Annotated in this window: 18 protein-coding genes; 14 read left to right on the top strand and 4 right to left on the bottom strand. The window is 25.4% G+C overall.

Annotation, left to right across the window (positions count from 1 at the left end; all coding sequences use genetic code 11):
• The first annotated feature begins 282 nt into the window (after positions 1–282).
• From ABDZ71_RS07735 to ABDZ71_RS07715, 5 genes are all read left to right on the top strand, one after another.
• Entirely contained in the window at positions 283–1,008 is a 726-nt protein-coding gene (locus ABDZ71_RS07735) for an HAD-IB family hydrolase (protein WP_343760506.1), read from the top strand.
• Between the two features lie 172 nt (positions 1,009–1,180).
• Positions 1,181–1,840 (top strand): ribonuclease H-like domain-containing protein, encoded by a 660-nt coding sequence (locus tag ABDZ71_RS07730; protein WP_425544703.1) that lies wholly within the window; start codon positions 1,181–1,183, stop codon positions 1,838–1,840.
• 178 nt (positions 1,841–2,018) lie between these two features.
• A complete protein-coding gene (locus tag ABDZ71_RS07725) occupies positions 2,019–2,711 on the top strand; it encodes a FadR/GntR family transcriptional regulator (protein ID WP_343760504.1) in 693 nt (230 codons plus the stop codon).
• A 66-nt stretch (positions 2,712–2,777) separates the two neighbouring features.
• A complete protein-coding gene (locus ABDZ71_RS07720) occupies positions 2,778–3,641 on the top strand; it encodes a YitT family protein (protein ID WP_343760502.1) in 864 nt (287 codons plus the stop codon).
• A gap of 130 nt (positions 3,642–3,771) precedes the next feature.
• Entirely contained in the window at positions 3,772–4,089 is a 318-nt protein-coding gene (locus ABDZ71_RS07715) for a hypothetical protein (protein WP_343760500.1), read from the top strand.
• A 282-nt stretch (positions 4,090–4,371) separates the two neighbouring features.
• Here the strand turns inward: ABDZ71_RS07715 and gltX are convergent, their stop codons facing one another.
• Positions 4,372–5,838, bottom strand: a complete 1,467-nt coding sequence (gltX, locus tag ABDZ71_RS07710) for a glutamate--tRNA ligase (protein ID WP_343760498.1) — start codon at positions 5,836–5,838, stop codon at positions 4,372–4,374.
• A gap of 425 nt (positions 5,839–6,263) precedes the next feature.
• Here gltX and gap point away from each other — a divergent pair, with 425 nt between their 5' ends.
• The 4 genes from gap to ABDZ71_RS07690 all read left to right on the top strand — a co-directional run bounded on the left by gap (position 6,264) and on the right by ABDZ71_RS07690 (position 11,535).
• On the top strand, positions 6,264–7,322 hold the full coding sequence (gene gap / locus ABDZ71_RS07705; RefSeq protein ID WP_343760496.1) for a type I glyceraldehyde-3-phosphate dehydrogenase: 1,059 nt from the start codon (positions 6,264–6,266) through the stop codon (positions 7,320–7,322).
• Positions 7,323–7,701: 379 nt separating this feature from the next.
• Entirely contained in the window at positions 7,702–8,631 is a 930-nt protein-coding gene (locus ABDZ71_RS07700) for a CPBP family intramembrane glutamic endopeptidase (RefSeq protein WP_343760494.1), read from the top strand.
• A gap of 214 nt (positions 8,632–8,845) precedes the next feature.
• On the top strand, positions 8,846–10,450 hold the full coding sequence (locus ABDZ71_RS07695; protein WP_425544702.1) for a thiol-activated cytolysin family protein: 1,605 nt from the start codon (positions 8,846–8,848) through the stop codon (positions 10,448–10,450).
• Positions 10,451–10,653: 203 nt separating this feature from the next.
• Positions 10,654–11,535, top strand: a complete 882-nt coding sequence (locus ABDZ71_RS07690) for a CPBP family intramembrane glutamic endopeptidase (protein ID WP_343760492.1) — start codon at positions 10,654–10,656, stop codon at positions 11,533–11,535.
• Positions 11,536–11,702: 167 nt separating this feature from the next.
• Here the strand turns inward: ABDZ71_RS07690 and ABDZ71_RS07685 are convergent, their stop codons facing one another.
• A complete protein-coding gene (locus ABDZ71_RS07685) occupies positions 11,703–13,088 on the bottom strand; it encodes an MBL fold metallo-hydrolase RNA specificity domain-containing protein (RefSeq protein ID WP_343760490.1) in 1,386 nt (461 codons plus the stop codon).
• A 442-nt stretch (positions 13,089–13,530) separates the two neighbouring features.
• Between ABDZ71_RS07685 and ABDZ71_RS07680 the strand changes: the two genes are divergently transcribed.
• Positions 13,531–13,677, top strand: coding sequence for a hypothetical protein (locus ABDZ71_RS07680; RefSeq protein ID WP_343760488.1), 147 nt, complete (start codon positions 13,531–13,533; stop codon positions 13,675–13,677).
• A 133-nt stretch (positions 13,678–13,810) separates the two neighbouring features.
• Here the strand turns inward: ABDZ71_RS07680 and ABDZ71_RS07675 are convergent, their stop codons facing one another.
• Positions 13,811–14,515, bottom strand: coding sequence for an LrgB family protein (locus ABDZ71_RS07675; protein WP_343760486.1), 705 nt, complete (start codon positions 14,513–14,515; stop codon positions 13,811–13,813).
• Complete coding sequence (locus ABDZ71_RS07670) at positions 14,515–14,862, bottom strand: CidA/LrgA family protein (RefSeq protein ID WP_343760485.1); 348 nt, start codon at positions 14,860–14,862, stop codon at positions 14,515–14,517. Before ABDZ71_RS07670 ends, ABDZ71_RS07675 begins: the two co-directional genes overlap by 1 nt.
• Before the next feature lie 241 nt (positions 14,863–15,103).
• On the opposite strand from ABDZ71_RS07670, the gene ABDZ71_RS07665 reads away from it, so the two are divergent.
• The 4 genes from ABDZ71_RS07665 (at position 15,104) to ABDZ71_RS07650 (ending at position 20,029) form a co-directional block, all read left to right on the top strand.
• Positions 15,104–15,739 (top strand): HD domain-containing protein, encoded by a 636-nt coding sequence (locus ABDZ71_RS07665; protein ID WP_343760484.1) that lies wholly within the window; start codon positions 15,104–15,106, stop codon positions 15,737–15,739.
• Positions 15,740–15,986: 247 nt separating this feature from the next.
• Positions 15,987–17,357 (top strand): aldehyde dehydrogenase, encoded by a 1,371-nt coding sequence (locus ABDZ71_RS07660; RefSeq protein WP_343760483.1) that lies wholly within the window; start codon positions 15,987–15,989, stop codon positions 17,355–17,357.
• Positions 17,358–18,053: 696 nt separating this feature from the next.
• Positions 18,054–19,466 (top strand): anthranilate synthase component I, encoded by a 1,413-nt coding sequence (gene trpE, locus ABDZ71_RS07655; protein ID WP_343760481.1) that lies wholly within the window; start codon positions 18,054–18,056, stop codon positions 19,464–19,466.
• Positions 19,466–20,029, top strand: a complete 564-nt coding sequence (locus ABDZ71_RS07650; RefSeq protein ID WP_343760480.1) for an anthranilate synthase component II — start codon at positions 19,466–19,468, stop codon at positions 20,027–20,029. Before trpE ends, ABDZ71_RS07650 begins: the two co-directional genes overlap by 1 nt.
• Positions 20,030–20,113 lie beyond the last annotated feature (84 nt).

Below are 20,113 nucleotides of genomic sequence, written 5' to 3'. Positions count from 1 at the left end.
TAAAAATATATTTCTATAAATAATAATGAATAAAACTTCTATATTTAAATATTATTTTAAATATAGAAGTTTTGTGATATAATATGTAAAATTATTAACTAAAGTAAATTTATATTTATTAGGGGCAAAATAATATTATATATTACAGGTTTAATTAAGGGAAAATATTTTTATTATAGATTTTCAGAAAATAAATTACAATTTGTTAGTAAAGTGAATGGTTTTTCTAGAAATAATATACCTAAATAAGTATTTTAAATTATTTGGAGGTGGAGATATACTATGAATATAGCAGCTTTTTTTGATATTGATGGAACATTATATAGAGAGGGTCTTATAACAGAAGTATTTAAAAAATTAGTTAAATATGAAATTATAAAACCAGAAAGATGGTATAATGAAGTAAGACCAGAATATATTAAGTGGGACAAAAGACAAGGAAACTATGATGATTATTTACTAAAAATTGCATATATATATATAGAAGCAATAAAAGGACTTCATAAATCACAAGTTGAATTTATAGCAAAAAAAGTAATAGAACAAAAAGGGGATAGAGTATATACTTTTACTAGGGACAGGATAAAATGGCATAAAGAGAAAGGACATATGCTTATAACTATATCTGGTAGTCCTTATGAATTAGTTAAAGAGATGGCTTCAAAATATAAGTTTGACCACTTTAGAGGAGCAACTTATTTGATGGATGAAAAGGAGATATATACAGGAGAAGTTATTCCTATGTGGGATAGTAAAAGCAAAAAAAATGCTATAGAAGAGTTAGTGAAAAAATATAATATAGATTTAAGCAAAAGCTATGCATATGGAGATACATCAGGAGATTTTTCTATGTTTAAAATGGTTGAGAATCCTATATGTGTAAATCCTACAAAAGAACTTATAGGAAAAGTTTTAAGTGATGAAGAAGTTAAAAAAACATTAAAAATCATAGTAGAAAGAAAAGATTCTGTTTATAAATTAGATCCACAATGTATTGAATTAATGTAAAAAGAACTTTAAGTATAGTTTTTATTATTTATGAAATTTTAAAATTATTGCCTGTGTACAAACACTCTAAATTCTTTTAATTATAGAATGTTTAGTATTTAGAGTGTTAAGTAAGCAGAAAAATTAGTTGTATGTTTTATATATAGACTTAAGTTTTGGAAAGAGTGATAAGGTGATTATAAGAGAAAATGAAATTGATGTAAAAGATGTTTCAAGTGTAGATGCTTTAAATTTCCAAGGAGATAAAGAAGCTTATAAGAGGGCTATATTCTTTGATTTAGAGCATTATATATACAAGAAACCGATTTGTATAGGTGTCTTTGGTTGTTGCTATTATGATTATGATACTAACAAAATAAAAGTTACTCAATACATGATAGAAAACAAAAAAGATGTAAGAGAGATAATACTGTTATCAAAGAAATATTTAGAGAAAATGTATAGGAGTGAAGAAAAGGATTATATTATAACTTTTTCAGGAAATAATGACTATACTGTTATAAACTATTTATTTAAAAAATATAATATTGATTTTGATATAGATGTTCATTTTGATAAGATAGATTTACAAAAGGAATATGAAAAAGAAAATAAGACTTGTATAGGGTTGAAAAATTTAGAAAAACAGTTCAATATAATAAGACAAGATGAAAATATGATAAGTGGTCAAAATTTAGCTAAAACTTTTAGCAGAATAATAAAAGATGATGATTATATAAACAGAATGCCAGAAAATAAGAAAAATAAAATACTTTTGTACAATGAACAAGATGTAGTAAGCTTATTTCATATATATGTAAATTGGTTTAAAAGCATTCATTCTAATATATAGGTTATATATATTAGAATGAATGCTTTTTATTTAAAAAATAAATATTTAAACTATTAATGAAATTAAATATTAAAAATAACAAAATTTGTAGAATATTTTTTTAAAATATATTATTATATATATGGACTGTTATATATGTAATATTTTGTTAAAAATGCTGATAAAGGAGATAGATTGCATGTTTACTCCAATAAAAAACGTTAAAGTATATGAACAAGTAGTTGATCAAATAAAAAAAATGGTTGAAATAGGTGAATTAAAAAAAGGAGACAAGCTTCCTTCAGAAAGAGAATTAGTAAGTGAGCTTAATGTAAGTAGGAGTTCTATAAGAGAAGCTTTAAGATCTTTAGAAATAATAGGACTTATAGAATGCAAAAGAGGAGAAGGAAATTTTATAAGAAAAAATTTTGAAAATAATTTATTTGAGCCTCTACACATAATTTTTATGTTAGAGAAAAGTACATCAAAAGATGTAATGGAAGTTAGACAAATAATAGAAACAGAATCTGCTGCATTAGCATCTAAAAATATAAAAAATAAGGATATTTCTATATTAGAAGATATGCTCCTTAAGCTTAAAAATTGCAATGATGAAAAAAAGAGCATAGATTTGGATAAAAAATTTCACTATAAAATAGCAGAAATGTCTAATAATTTTATACTTTTAAGTATAATGAATGCATGTTCTGGATTGATTGATTTAAATATTAAAGGAGTAAGAGATAATATAATACTTAGTAGTGATAAAAAAGAAGAATTGGTAAAGCAACATGAAAAAATATTTTTAGCTTTAAAAAATAAAGATTCATCAAAAGCTTATAGTGAAATGAGAAAGCATATGAAATTTTCTAATGATAATTTATTATTATAGAAAATTTAAATACTAAAAATAAAAAATTATATAGTAAAATTTTAATAAACATTGGAGATAATAAAAATGAATAGTAAAATTTTTAATAAGCAAATGTATAAAGATATGTTTTTTGTAGCATTAGGTTCTTTAGTAGCAACACTAGGAGTAAACCTTTTTTTGGTTAATGCAAATCTTTTAAGTGCAGGACTTTCAGGAATAACACTTATAGTTCAATATGTTACTGGTTTTCCAGCTGGATATTTGTTTTTTATACTAAATATACCTTTATTTATATTAAGTTATAAAAAATTAAATAAAAGATTTACATTTTTATCTTTAATTGGTGGAGTTACTTTTTCTATAGGATTAATTGTAACTGATCCTTTAACTAATGTTATTAAAATCGATGATATAATGCTTCTAAGCATGTATGGAGGAGTAATATCAGGAATAGGATATGGAATAGTATTTAGCAATAGAGGATCTACAGGAGGCTTAGACATAATTTCAGCTTATATAAAAAAGAAATATGATAGTTTTGACATAGGAAGTATATCCTTTGTTGTAAACTGTATAATAGTTTTAGTATCAATTTTCTTTTTTGGAGCTAGTAGTGCTTTATATACATTATTTTCAATGTACATAACTTCTTATCTTTTAGATAAAGTTATGAAAGGTTTTAATAAAAACAAAATGATACTTATAATCAGTGAAAAAGAGGATAGAGTTAGTAATAATATAATGGAAAAATTAGGAAGAAGCGTTACTTTTCTTTATGGAAAAGGTGGATATAAAAAGCAAGAAAAAAGGATATTATATTGTGTAGTTTCTTTAAGACAATTACCTAAATTAAAATATTTAGTAAGAGAAATTGATGGAAATGCATTTATATCCATATTAGATGCAGCAGAAGTGCAAGGTGCAGGTTTTAATGGAAGCTTTTTATAAAAAAATGTGAATCATATCATAGCAGATGAAGATATTGATATATAAATATAATTTTTAACTTGATTTCACTCAGTTCCATAATATATTTAAGTCTAAAAGGACTCATAATATAAATAAGAGGTGATTATATATGTTCTTTTTAAAATCTGCTAGTAATATTATGCTAAGCTTAACTATGATGTTTTCTTTAACATCTTTAAAAAATACTGCAAATGTATTCAATAAAAATAACTTAAATAATATAACTAAAATATGTATAAGTCAAAAAGATGATGAAATAGAAGACAATGAAGATAAATTAAACAAAAACTATGATGAAATTGAAGAAGATAATACACAAAAAGATGAAGAAGATTCTATTGAAAAAAATAAAAAACAAAAAAGAGTAAAGTTAAGACCAGAAAAAGAAGTAAAAATAAATTTAGATAATAATACAATAAATTTATAATTTTAGTTTCCTTACAAACTAAAATTAACATTTAAATAATAATAATCATAAATAACTTAAAAAAGTTATTTAAGTTAAAAACTTTGTTTATATATATTATTACAATTAAAGATATAATTATTTATAAATTTGATAATTTGTATCTAGTAACTTTTGCCATAAGAATTACCATAATATAAATGCTGTTTTAAACAAAAAGTTTGAGACAGCATTTTTTTTATAAAATAAAATTTTTTAAAATAAAAAAAGTCATCAAATTATTTGATGACTTTTTATTATTTATTATTTATTAATTGCTTCTTTAAGTTTTTCTATACCAACTTTAAGTCTTTTTAAAGTTTCTTCTTTACCTAATATATCAGCTATTTCAAAAGCTCCACCAGGAGTGAATTTTTTACCAGAAACAGCAGTTCTTATTGGCCATAAAACAACGCCATTTTTTACTTCAAGTTCTTTAACTAAATTCATACATGTAGTTTTTATATTATCAAATGTCCAGTCTTCTAGAGATTCAAATTTAGCTAAAGCTCCTTCTAAACTTGTTAGTGAATTTTCATAAGTTGTTTTCATTCTTTTGTGAAGATACATATCTATATCATATTCAGGTAATTCTTCAAAGAAATCAACTTGTTCAGGAATTTCACTAAGTAATTCTAATCTAGTTTGAAGCAATTCACTTATTTTATTTAAATCTAAGCTTTCTTTAGTTAAAACTTTTTTATAATAAGGAAGTGCAAGTTTAGTAAATTCTTCTACAGGTAGTTTTTTGATATATTCGCCATTCATCCAGTTTAATTTTATAGTATCAAATACAGCTGGAGATTTATTAATATTTTTATAATCAAAAGCTTCTATTAATCCTTGCAAAGAGAAAATCTCTTGTTCGTTACCAGGATTCCAACCAAGAAGTGCTATATAGTTTAATACAGCATCTTTTAAATAACCTTTAGCTAATAAATCTTCAAAAGATGCATCACCATTTCTCTTACTTAATTTGTGATGTTGATCTTTCATTATTGGTGGACAATGTACATATATTGGTATATCCCAACCAAAAGCTTCGTATAATCTATTGTATTTTGGAGCTGAAGATAAATATTCACTTCCACGTACTACATGAGTTATACTCATAAGGTGATCATCTACTACATTAGCAAAGTTGTATGTAGGAAGACCATCAGATTTAATTAATATCATATCATCTAATTCTGAATTATCAACAGAAATTTTACCGTATATTACATCGTCAAAAGTTGTTTTTCCTTCAGTTGGATTATTTTGTCTTATAACATAAGATTCACCATTTGCTAATTTTTCTTCAATTTCTTCTTTTGAAAGTTTAACACAGTGTTTATCATATCTGAAAGGTCTTTTTAAAGCTTCTGCATTAGTTCTTAGCATATCTAATCTTTCTTTAGTACAGAAACAGTAGTATGCTTCACCTTTTTCTACTAATTGTTTTGCATATTCTATGTATATGTTTTTTCTTTCACTTTGAACGTAAGGACCTACAGGACCACCTATATCTGGGCCTTCATCATGTTTAAGACCAGTTGTTTTTAATGTGTTGTATATAATATCTAAAGCACCTTCAACCTGCCTTTGCTGGTCTGTATCTTCGATTCTTAATAAGAAATCTCCATCTTCATGTTTTGCTATTAAATAAGCATATAAGGCAGTTCTTAAATTTCCAACGTGCATATAACCAGTTGGACTTGGTGCAAATCTTGTTCTGATCTTATTTGCCATTGTTTTCACTCCTATTAAAATAATTTATTTTATAAATAAAACCTTTCATCACTGAGGACGAAAGGCCTGCGTTCTCACATACACATAAATTTTATAATAACCAATATTTAATGTCAAGATTTATTAAGCTTTGTATTTACTTTTATACTATTATATTGAAGAAATAAAAATGGAAAAATTTTAAAATATGAAGTAATACTGAGAATTGTAAAGATATATTTTAAAATGTAATAATAATCTATGTATAACATTAAATTAAATATGTTGACATATATTCTGTAAATTGTTATAAATAATATATCACATATAATTAAATATTACATAAATTAAATAATATAAAAGTATTTATGATACATAATTATTTAAAATGCTAAATAATTTTTGTAAATTGAAAAATTATAGTATAATAATAGGGGGAAAATAGAATGTCTATAAAAGTAGCTTTAAATGGTTTTGGAAGAATAGGAAGATCTGTTTTAAGAATCGCTCAAAATAATTTAAATGAGGATGTTGAAATAGTTTGTATAAATGCTAGGGCAGAAACAGATACACTTGCTCACTTGTTTAAATATGATTCTTGTTATGGAAGATTTGAAGGTACTGTAGAAACTGGGAAAGACAAATTAATTATAAACGGAAAAGAAGTAAAAATATTAAGAGAAAATGATCCTTCAGATTTACCTTGGAAAGATTTGGGAGTAGATATAGTAATAGAATCCACAGGTAAATTTAAAGATAGAGATAGTGCAACAAAGCACATAAAAGCAGGAGCAAAGAAAGTTATAATAACAGCTCCTGGTAAAAATGAAGATGTTACTATTGTTATGGGAGTTAATGAAAAGGATTACGACCCAGTTAAACACAATATAATATCAAATGCATCTTGTACAACAAATTGTTTAGCACCTTTTGCTAAAATTTTAGATGACAAGTTTGGAATAGAAAAAGGTTTAATGACAACAATACATTCTTATACTAATGACCAAAAATTATTAGATAAAACTCATAAAGATTTAAGAAGAGCTAGAGCTGCTGGAGAATCAATAATACCAACAACTACAGGCGCTGCTAAAGCTGTAGCAAAAGTTTTACCTAATCTTGAAGGTAAATTAAATGGATTTTCTGTAAGAATACCAACTCCAACTGTATCTTTAACAGACTTAGTTTGTAGTTTGAAAGTTAAAGCTACTAAAGAAGATATAAATAGAGCCTTTAAAGAAGCAGCTGAAGGAAGTATGAAAGGAATTCTTGGGTACAGTGAAGAACCTTTAGTATCAGTAGATTATAAAAAAGATTCAAGATCTTCTATAGTAGATGGATTATCTACTATGATTATAGAAGATGATATGGTTAAGGTAGTATCTTGGTATGACAATGAATGGGGATATTCATGTAGAACTGTAGATTTAGTAAACTATGCAGCTAGCTATATGATTAAAAATCAAAAATCTTGTAGAGAATGTAAAGAAAATCAAATTGCTTAATATTATTATTTAATATTAATATAGATAGCTTAAATTTTTTAAGCTAATACCTCTAAAATAGCACATATTTATTTTTAAATTTATTTTTAACTGCATACTTAATAGCATTAGTGTGCAAAACCTCTAAAAAGAATGGGACGCCATTCTTTTTATTTTTTTGTTTGTTTTTAGGTATATATATTATAAAATTGAATATTTTAAATCTAAAATGTAAGAAATAATATCAAAAATATTATTAGATTAAATCTTTTATTTTGAAAATATGAATTATTTTGGTAAAATAGATATAGTTTTCATACAATTAAATAATATAAGTAATTATTTAATTTAAAATTATAGACATTATAATATGTAATTTATAGAGAATAGGAGTAGTTATATGTTTTTAAAAAAGACAAAATTAGTTTGTGAGGCAGAAAAATCAGAAAAATTTTATAGTTTATTTTCAGCATTTTTTTCAGTTATAGCTTTTACCTTAATGGGAGAAATAATAGGAGTAGGTATATTATGGCTAATTGGATTTACTAAAATTAATGAGAGTTCTACTATGAAATTTTTAGGTGAATTAATAATATCTAATTTTTTTATTTCTTTAATTATATTTAGACATGTAAAAAAAGAAGAAAAGAGAAGTATTTCAGGACTTGGGTTTTATAAAAAAGGATGTATAAAAAACTATTTAATAGGATTTACTGTAGGAATGCTTGAATTTATGCTAGTAGTTATGTTACTTTCAATTTCTGGACATATAAAAATAGAACAGGGGTTTATAACTAATAAAATAGGTGCATTTTTAATCATTTTGCCAGCATGGATTATTCAAAGTGCAACGGAAGAAATATTGTCAAGGGGCTGGCTTATGAATGTTTTAGGGGCAAGATACAATATTACTATAGGATTAGTAGTGTCTTCTTTATTTTTTGCAGCTATGCATTTAGGGAATCCAAATATGAATATAATTGCATTTTTAAATTTATTTATGACAGGAATATTTTTTGGGTTGTATGTTATAAAAACAGAGAATTTATGGGGAGTATGTGGAATTCATGCTGCATGGAATGCATTCCAAGGAAATTTTTTTGGTTTTGAAGTTAGTGGGCTAAATATAGGAGTGGGAAGTATTATGAAGTTAAAATCTGTTGGTTCACCTATGATTACAGGAGGAATGTTTGGACCAGAAGGTGGATTAGCATGTACTATAGTTGAATGTTTAATTTCAATATTTTTAATATATATAATTAAAAAATCATATAATAAAGCTGATAAACCTCTTTATCATATAAATAAAAAATTTAATTCTAAAGGTTAAATTTTTTATTTATTCAACAGAATTAGAAGTTTCACATATTATAAATAGTATATAAATTAAAAAAAGGCATATTACAATGCCTTTTTAGTTTATATAAGTAATTTATTTTAAAAGAATTATTAATTTTGCAGGTTCTGTTTAAACGTTTACTAATTATGGGTCAAGCTAAATTATAATATGGGGAAAGATGATTTTATTAAGATTTAAATGTTTTATGATTAAATGTCTATTGGAGTTTAATATTAATAAAGGAGCGAGTAATTTGAAAAAAGTGAATTTTTTAAGTAAACACAATTTGGTTATTTGCTTAGTAATATTTTTCTTTATTTTTAGTCAATCATTTAATGTTTTGGCTAAAACTGATGATAAATCAAAAACAATTAAAACATCTAAAAAATCTATAACTATGGAAAGAAATAATGCTAATGATATTAATAAAGGTATATCAGGTTTAAATTATGATAAAAACGAGATTTTATCAAGTAAAGGAGATGAAATAAAAAGTTTTGTACCGAAAGAAGGAAAAAAATTAAAAGATAAATTTATAGTAGTAGAACGTATTAAAAGATCTGTCCAAACTTCACCGGTAGATATTTCTATTATTGATTCTATGGCTAATCGCGCATATCCAGGAGCATTACAAATTGCTGATAGTGATTTTATTAATAATCAACCTAATTTATTAGTATGTAAAAGGAATCCATTAAAAATTAGTATAGATTTGCCTGGTTTAGGAAGAGATAATAAAGCAAGAGTGAAAAATCCGACCTATGGTAATGTATCAGGGGCTATTGATGATTTAATAAATACTTGGAGTGAAAAATACTCATCTACTCACACATTACCTGCGAGAACACAGTATTCAGAATCTATGGTTTATAGTAAGTCTCAGCTTAAAACTTCTCTTAATATTAATCCTAAGATAACAAATAATTTACTTGATATAGATTTTAATGCTGTTCAAAATGGGGATAAAAAAATAATGATTGCAGCATATAAACAAATATTTTATACAGTAAGTGCAGAGTTACCTTATAATCCATCAGACCTATTTTATAGTAGTGTTACTTTTGATGAATTAACTCGTAAAGGTATAAGTAATTCAACTCCTCCTCTTATGGTATCAAATGTGGCTTATGGTAGAACGATTTATGTGAAATTAGAGACATCATCTAAGAGTAAAAATGTACAAGCAGCTTTTAAAGCCTTGCTTAATAATAATGGTGCAGAAACTAAAGAAGAATATAAAGATATTTTAAATCAAAGTTCTTTTACTGCTTTAGTATTAGGGGGAGATGCTAGTGAGCATAATAAGATTATTACAAAGAACTTTGATGAAATAAGAGAAGTTATTAAAAGTAATGCACAATTTAGTATTAAAAATCCAGCATACCCAATTTCATATACTAGTGTTTTCTTAAAAGATAATTCAGTTGCTGCTGTTCATAATAAAACTGAATATATTGAGACAAGGGCTACAGAATATTCTAAAGGTAAAATATCTATAGATCATTGTGGGGCATATGTTGCTCAGTTTGAGGTAGCTTGGGATGAATTTTCATATGATAAGAATGGAAATGAAGTTTTAGTTCATAGAACATGGGATGGAAACTGGAAGGATAGAACAGCCCATTATTCAGCAGTGATTCCACTTAAGCCAAACTCTAAGAATATAAGGATATTAGCAAGAGAATGCACAGGCCTTCAGTGGGAATGGTGGAGAACCATTATAAATGAATACAATGTACCATTAAATAGTGATATAAGAGTTTCAGTCGGAGGAACTACACTATATCCCACATCAAGTATTGATTACTAGAATATAAAGATGCCTTTAATATACTAAGAAAATCAATTTAGTATATTAAAGGTGTTTTATTTTCAGTTTAATAAAATAGTATTATATTTTTAAGATAACTTTAATGGATCATTAAGTTTTTAATAAGTAAATTATAGTATATTAAATAAATATTATTTTTATACATGCAAAAGATAAGATTGATATGAAATAGGAGGAATTATATGTTTTTAAAAGAGACACAATTAGTTAAAGAAGCAAAAAAATCAAGAGTCTTATTAAATGTAGCATCAGTACTTTTTTTAGCTATGGTAATTAATGTTGGTGGGCAAGGAATAGGCCAGTTAGGTTTGGATGTTTTAAAAATCTCCGTAAATACAATGCATGGAGGCATATTGAAATTAATTTTCTATTTTGTACCTAGCATTGTAATGTTATTTATTTATGTGAAATTTATAGAAAAGCGTAATATTAGAACAATGGGGCTATATAAAAAGGAATTCATTAAAAAATATCTTAAAGGTTTTATGATAGGAATGGCATCATTTACTTCAGTAGTTTTATTACTTGCAATTACAGGTCATATAAAAATAGTAGAGGTATTTAATCCAGAAAAAATAGTTATATTTTTAATACTTTTACCTGGTTGGATAATTCAAACTGCTTCAGAAGAAATAGTAGCAAGAGGATGGGCTATGAATGCTTTGGGAGCAAAATATAATATTACAACAGGGTTAATAGTTTCTTCTTTATTTTTTTCATCAATGCATCTATTGAATCCAGGTACAACTTATTTATCTAGTATAAATATATTTATAGCAGGAATATGGCTGGGACTATACGCTATAAAGACAGAAAATTTATGGGGAGTTTGTGGGTTACATGCTGCATGGAATGCCTTTCAAGCTAATTTTTTCGGATTCAAAGTAAGTGGTGTAGATAGACATATGGAAAGCATAATGCAGTTAAAAACTGTTGGTTCAGATATAATTACAGGAGGAGCATTTGGACCAGAAGCTGGATTAGCAAGTACTATAGTTACAGGTTTAGTTTCAATATTTTTATTATATAAAATCAGAAAATCCTACAAAAAAGTTAGTATATAAGTATATTAATTATAAAGAATTAAATTTAAAATTTAGATAATATTAGATTAAGTAAAATGTTAAAATAACATATAAGGTAGGAAATTTACCATATATTAATTATAGAGTTAATAGGATCTCATAAGTAAAGGGAGATCCTATTTTTAATATTAGTTATAAGGTTATTTTTACAAAGATAATTTTTCACCTAATTTAGGACAAATCACTTTAAAACCTTCTTTTTCTAATGCGTTTTTAAAGCTTTCTCTAGAACTTTCTTCTCCATGGACTAGTATTATTTTTTTAGGTTTTGGATTAAAGTTTTTTATCCAAGACAAAAGTCCTTTTTTATCAGCGTGGCAAGAAAGACTCTGAAGATTATAAATAGATGAATTTACCTCTATTTCTTTACCAAATATTTTTACTTTTTTATCCCCATCTAATATTCTTTTACCAAGAGTTCCTTCAGCTTGATATCCTACAAAAACTACAGAACATTCACTTCTAGATAAGTTATTTAATAGATGGTGTTTTATTCTACCAGCATCGCACATTCCGCTAGAAGATATTATTACAGCACCTTTTTCTATATCTTTTAAGGCAATAGATTCTTCTTTAGATTTAGTAAAGAAAAGTCCATGGAAATCTAAAGGGTTATCACCTTTTTTAAGTAAATCTTTTGCTTCTTTATCATAGTCTTTTTCGTATTTTTGAAAAATTTCAGTACATTCAGAAGATAGGGGACTATCAATATATACTTTTATATTTTTAAATATATTTTTTTCAACATAATTATTTAACGTATATATTACTTCTTGAGTTCTTCCTACAGCAAAAGAGGGAATTATTACATTTCCACCTTTTTTAAAAGTATCAGTAATTATTCTAGCTAATTTTTTAAGTTCATCACGAGGATTTTTATGATCTTTACTTCCATAAGTAGTTTCTATCATTATATAATCAGAAAAATTAATTTTTGTTGGATCTTTTAAAATTGGTATGTTTATATTTCCTATATCACCTGAAAAAACAAAATCAAATTTGTCTTTATCCTTATTTATATGTATTTTAATTATAGCAGCTCCTAAAAGATGTCCACTATCTAAAAGTGTTATTTCAAATCCAGAAAAAAGAGTTATATTTTCGTTATATTCATGTCCTTCAAATAAAGGAAGAGTTTTTTTGGCGGTTTCAACATCGTATAAAGGTTCTATTTCTGGTAAATTTTTTTTCTTTCTACTTTTATTTTTCCACTTAGTTTCATATTCAATAATATGAGCACTATCAGGAAGCATTACTGAACATAAATCTTTTGTTGATTTAGTACATATAATTTTTCCTCTAAAACCTTTTTTGTATAGTAGAGGAATTTTACCACTATGATCTATATGGGCGTGGGATAGTATAAGGTAATCGATGTCTTGAGGATTAAATTCAAAGGAAGAATTTTTTATTTCATCTGAATCCTTACCTTGATAAATTCCACAATCTAAAAGTATATTTTTATTATCTATATTTATAAGGTAACAGGATCCAGTTACTACTCCACAAGCACCAAGAAAAGTTATGTTCATTTTATAAGTCCTCCTTTTAAATTTAGTGTTTTATTAAGGATTAAATAAACTGAAAATTACATATATAGTAAGTAGATTGTTCATATATTTTAAAACTATATTTTAGTAAAGCAGTAATAAAAACATCTTTTAGTAAGATGTTTTCTTATATTTTAAATGATTTTTATATACTAAAGAATTTAATATTTAATAGTATTATGTGATAAAAATACAAAAATATAGATTTTATTATGAATATTATTTAAAGTATTTAATAAAATAATATATATAAATCATGGCAACATATAAAAAATAGATGTATTAAATAAATGTTTAGTAATTTTAAAATTCTTATTTATTTTCATATATCGTATATAATGGTTAATAAATATAACAACAAATGTATAAAAATATAATAAAGAATAAGTAATACAAATTATAAACAATATAAGGAGGGTACAATATGATACGAAATATAAAAAATGCTATAATAGAACTTTTGAATAAAGATATTGTACTGGGCAGTTTATTGATAACTATTTTAGTACTTATAGTGGCAGAATGTATGTATAAAGTAGGTATGAGATTAGGATATATACTAAAAATTTAGTTATTATAATATAAAGTTAGAATAGTATATGGATAAAATAAAATGTGAGGTTAATATAGTTAATTTTAAAATAACAAGCCAAATAGAGAATATGTTTGGCTTGTTATTTATTTTAATATATTTAAAGTAAAGTTTAATTAAATAGTATAGTTAATACATTGTATATAATTGGTGCTAAAAACACAGTCATAAGTCCAGCAATTCCTATAGATAGGCTACTCATAGCTCCTTCAGTTTGTCCAATTTCCATAGCTTTTGTTGTTCCTATAGCATGAGATGCTGTTCCAAATACAACACCTACAGCTATATCTTCTTTTATCTTAAATAATTTACAGATTATAGGTCCTATAATAGTTCCTAATATACCAGTAAATATTGTAACTGAAGCAGTTAAAGCAGGTATTCCTCCTAATTGTTTAGAAACTTCTAGAGAGATAGGCACTGTTATTGACTTAGAAATTATAGATGTATTTACTAAAGTATCTAATTTAAATATATGACCTAAAACTACTATACTTATTAATCCTAGTATAGTTCCACTAGTTATACCTATTAATATTGCTAAAGAATTTTGTTTTAAAAGTTCTAATTTCTTATAAAGTGGAACTGCTAATATAACTGTGGCAGGTGTTAAAAATAAAGATATAAAATTACCACCAACATTATAAGAATTTAGATTAATATTGCATGTTTTGAGAAATACTATTATAAACAATATACTTATAAAAAGTGGATTAAATAATGACAGTTTTGTTTTCTTATATGCAAAGCACCCTATTTCAAAAGCAACTAGGGAGATTAAAATACCAAAAAAAGGAGAAGTTATAATTTCAGACATTATTTTTTCCTCCTAACTATAAACTGTGCAATAGTACCAGTTGATACCATAGTTATAATTGTGCTTATAATAGTTATAGAAATTATTGCTGTTAAATTAGCTTTTAAAAGAGAAAAGCAACTTATTAGTCCAACACCAGCAGGTATAAAGAAAAAAGGTAAGTGATCTAATAAAAAGTCAGTGATTTCTTTAATATATTCTAATTTTATTATTTTTAAGTATAAACATATAAATAAAATAATCATACCTATAATACTTCCAGGTATAGGAAGGCTTAAGGTATTATGTATTAAATCTCCTGCAACGCATATAAACGCTATAATTAAAACTTGTCTTAGTAATTTCATGATTACACCTCGTATCTTTAGTTGTTAAAAATGCATGAATTATATTATACAACAATTTTTTTGTAAAGTTAACAAAGAAAATCGATTCTGAATATTAAATTGTTTATAAAATAGGTGAATTTTATTAAATAAGTGAATTTTTTTTATATATAATTAATTTATTCTAAATGATAGGGATTACATTTTAAAATTTGAGAAAGTTATTAAATTACATAAATTATATGAATTTAGGAGGACCAATATGGAGAATATAAAAAACACATTTCATGGTATAGATAAGCATTTATTGATAGATGAAGTTCCGTCAAAATACTTAGAATATTGTTATAATGAAAAACTATTAGATCAGTATCCATTTAGTATTTTAAAAGATTTAAAAGATGTAGACCAATCACCTAAATATCATCCAGAAGGTAGTGTATGGAATCATACAATGTTAGTTTTAGATAACGCAGCAAGTTTAAGATTTAATAGCAAAGATCCTAGAGTTTTTATGTGGTCAGCTCTTTTACATGATATAGGAAAAACTACTACTACAAAAATTAGAAAAGGGAGAATAACTGCATATAATCACGATAAAGCTGGAGAAAATTTAGCAAAAGATTTTTTAGAATTATTTATAGATGATAAAGTTTTTATAGATAAAGTATCTAAATTAGTAAAATGGCATATGCAACCTTTATTTGTAAAGAAGAATTTACCTTTTAAAAATATAGAGAATATGAAAAGAGAGACTTCTGTAAAAGAAGTAGCATTACTTTCTTTATGTGATAGATTAGGAAGGGGAGAAATGTCTGAAGAAAAAATAAAAGAAGAAAAGAATACTATAGAAAGTTTTAAAAGCCACTGTCAATTAATTAACTGTAAAGAGAAATAAAAAATATTATAGATAATTAAAAAGGTATATATCTTCTGTAAAACAGGTACAAAAGTACAAAATTTAACACTTTTATTTCCAAATTAAATGAATTTTTAAATTTATATAAAATTTTGCATGAATTTTATGGAAAAAATATGAAAATAAAAGTATAATATTAATGGTAATGTTATTTTTAGTATTAATATTAAAAACAGCATTACTCTAAGAAGAGTATTTTGTTTTATTTGTAAAAGGAGTGCATATCATGCAAAATGTAAATTATACACTAGATAATCAAAGAAAGTATTTTGATGAAGGAAATACTAAGGAGATAGATTTTAGGTTAGAACAATTAAAAAAATTAAAATTAAATATAAAAAAAAATGAAAATAAATTAATAAGAGCTTTAAAAAAGGATTTATGTAAGTCAGTTTTTGAAAGTTATACAACAGAGATAGGAATAGTATATGAGGAAATAAATATAGCAATTAAAAATTTGAAAAAGTGGGCAAAGCCTACTAAAGTTAAAACTCCTATAACTAATTTTTCAGCTCATAGTTATATATATAGTGAGCCTTTTGGAGTTGTACTTATAATATCTCCCTGGAATTATCCAATACAGTTACTATTAGCACCACTTGTAGGGGCTATTGCAGCTGGAAATTGTGCTGTTTTAAAACCTTCAGAAATAGCTAAAGAAACAGAATGTGTTTTGACTGATATGATAAGAGATACTTTTGATGAAAGTTATATATCTATTGTAAATGGAGGAGCAGAGGTAAGTTCAGAACTTTTAAAAGAAAAGTTTGACTATATATTCTTTACTGGAGGAGAAAAAGTTGGCAAAATAGTAATGAAGTCAGCAGCAGAACATCTAACACCGGTTACATTAGAACTTGGTGGAAAAAGTCCATGCATTGTAGATGAAGATGCAGATGTAGAACTTTCTGCTAAAAGAATAGTATGGGGGAAATTTTTAAATGCTGGACAAACCTGTGTAGCTCCAGATTATGTTTTAGCTCATAAAAAAATAAAGGAAAGATTATTAGATGATATTAAAGAATACATATCAATATTTTTTGGAGATAATCCTAAGAAAAGTCCTGATTATGGAAGGATAATAAATGAAAAAAATTTTTGGAGACTTAGAGAATATATAAGAGATGGAAGAACTTTTGTAGGTGGAGATATAGATAAAGAAGAGCTTTATATAGCTCCAACGGTTTTAGACAACCTAGGCTGGGGTGACCTTATAATGAAGGAAGAAGTTTTTGGACCTATACTTCCAGTTATGGAATATGACAATCTAAATGATGCCATAAAACTTTTAAAGAAGAAATCTAAGCCATTAGCTATGTACTTATTTATGAAAGATAAGAAAAAACAACAGTTAGTTATTAATAGTTTATCTTTTGGTGGTGGATGTATAAATGATACAGTAATGCATTTAGTTAATCCTTATCTTCCCTTTGGAGGAGTAGGTAGTAGTGGTGTAGGAAGTTATCATGGCAAAAATAGTTTTGACACTTTTTCTCACAAAAAAAGTATACTTAAAAAGAGTTATGTAATAGATGTAGAAATGAGATATCCTCCTTATGAAGATAAAATTAATTTAGCTAGAAGACTGATGAAATAATATTAAAAGATGTATTTATTAAAAGATTATTAATAAAATAAATTTAAAATTTTTAATTTGTAGTTTTATTATAAATATTGGTTTTAGATAGTATAATTTATATAATAAATTTATTGACAGGATAAAATCCTTAGTGTATAATCCTATTTAATAAATATTTTAATAATAAATAAATCCTTGATTGGGAGTAGTACTTCTAGAATTTTATTTAAGCGAGTTGATGTTTGGTGAGAGATCAACAGTAAAATCTTTTAGGAATGGACCCATGAGATGCTAGGTGAAATTACAGTATCCGATGCCGTTTCCTTACGTTATAAAGGTAAGATATCGAGAAGTTTTCTCTGTATCTGATAAGAGAGATTTATTAAGTTTTATAGGTGGCTTAACGAAATTATAGGTATTTCGTCCTGTTTGGATGAGATACCTTTTGTATTTAAACTTATATTAAGAAAATACATGTTAAACTTTAAGTTATTTATAAAAATTAAAGATAAATTGGGTGGCATAGCGAAAAAGAACATTTCGTCCCATATTAGGGATGAAATGTTCTTTTTTATAGTAAGAGGTATTTTGAGTTATCAAATATTATTTAAAAAATACAAGATAGGTTAATAAAAAATAAATATAATAAAATAATTTTTATGAAGGGAAAAGTATAGTAGATTTTAATAAATATTTACTATATAAGGGAAAGAAATGAATAATAAAATTTTAAAAATTTATACTAAAATAATTCCAGGTGATATTGAAACACCAATAACTTTATATAAAAAATATGTTGGTAAAAGCAGAGGGTTTTTACTTGAAACCAAAGATTTAGATAAAGGGAGATATTCATTTATAGGGAAAAACGATGGTTCTAAAATAAGTGGTAAAGGAAATGAAGTAACTATTGTAGAGGGCCTTAAATCAGAAACTAAAGAGGGAAAAGTACTAGATATAACAAGAGAATATATGAATAATTTTAAAGTTATAAATAAAGAGGATTTTCCTTTTGTAGGTGGAGTAATTGGTAGTATGGCCTATGATGTCATTCGTCAATATGAAAAAATACCAAATGGAACAAAAGATTTTCTAGATATACCGGATGTAGATTTTATGATTGTTAAAGACTTTATAGTCTATGATCATTTAAAAGACCAAATTATAATTGTTATATTAGATGAAGATAGTAAAGAAGGACAAATGAGAGCAGATAAAAAGATTAGTAAAATAGAAGAAATAATAAGTAAAAGTGATGTAAAAATTAATAAAATTAGTCAGAAGACTTTGAATTTTAACAATATAGCAAAAAGTAACCTTTCAAAAGAAGAATATTTAGAAATGGTTAAAAAAGCAAAAGAGTACATTGTTGAAGGAGATATATTTCAAGTAGTTTTATCTCAAAGATGGAATGTAAAAGTTGAAGAAGACCCTTTTATTATATATAGAAGATTAAGATCTTTAAATCCATCTCCTTATCTGTTTTATTTAAATTTTGGGGAATATAAAATAGTTGGAAGCTCCCCGGAAATGCTTGTTAATGTAAATAAAGATAAGGTTTATACATGCCCTATAGCTGGAACAAGAAAAAGAGGAGAAAATAAAGAGGAAGATGATAAATTAGCTTTAGATCTTATAGGAGATGAAAAGGAAAAAGCGGAGCATGTAATGCTTGTTGATTTAGCAAGAAATGATATGGGGAGAGTATCTAAAATAGGATCAGTTGATGTAGTAGAGTTTATGAAAGTAAAAAATTATTCTCATGTTATGCATTTAGTTTCCTTAGTAGAAGGATTAAAAGAAAAAAAGAAAGATTCATTTGATATCTTACCTACATTTTTACCAGCAGGAACTTTATCTGGTGCTCCTAAAATAAGAGCTATGGAAATTATTGAAGAACTTGAAAAAGAAAAGAGAAGTTTGTACGGGGGAGCAATTGGTTACTTTAGTTTTGATGGAAATATGGATACATGCATAACAATAAGAACAATGCTTATAAAAGATGATATAGCTTATATGCAAGCTGGTGCTGGAATTGTAAAAGATTCTATACCAGAAAAAGAATATGAAGAAACTCAAAATAAAGTTAGGGCTTTAATAAAAGTAGTAGGAAGGATGGAAGAATAATGATACTTTTAATAGATAATTATGATTCATTTACATACAACTTATATCAATATTTAGGAAGGTTCGATGAGATTAAAGTTTATAGAAATGATGAAATAACAATAGAAGAAATATCAAATCTAAATCCAGATAAAATAGTGATTTCTCCAGGACCTAAGACACCAAATGAAGCTGGAATATGTATGGAAGTAATAAAAAACTTTTATGATAAAATTCCTATTCTTGGTATATGTCTTGGACATCAATGTATAGGACAAGTTTTTGGTAGCAAAATAACATATGCAAAAGAAATTTATCATGGTAAACCATCTATTATTAAGCATAATGGAAAAGGAATATTTAAAAATTTAAAAAATCCAATAAAAGTTGCAAGATATCATTCTCTTTCTGTAGATGAAAAAACTTTGTCAGATGAGTTTGAAATTATATCTAAAACAGATGATGGTGAAATTATGGCTATACAGCATAAATGTTATAAAGTTTATGGACTTCAGTTTCATCCAGAATCTATATATACAGAGCAGGGTATGAAGATGATAGAAAATTTTATTAAAGCTAACTAATAATTAATCAATTAGCTTAAGGTAGTATTTACTAAATGTATATAGCTATCTAAATAATAAAAAATATATAAATAGCAAGGTGAA

It is taken from the genome of Clostridium oceanicum (assembly GCF_039521385.1).
Lineage (GTDB): Bacteria > Bacillota > Clostridia > Clostridiales > Clostridiaceae > Clostridium_F > Clostridium_F oceanicum.
Note: the sequence above shows the minus strand (reverse complement) of the source record. Positions and strands in the feature narration are given on the sequence as shown.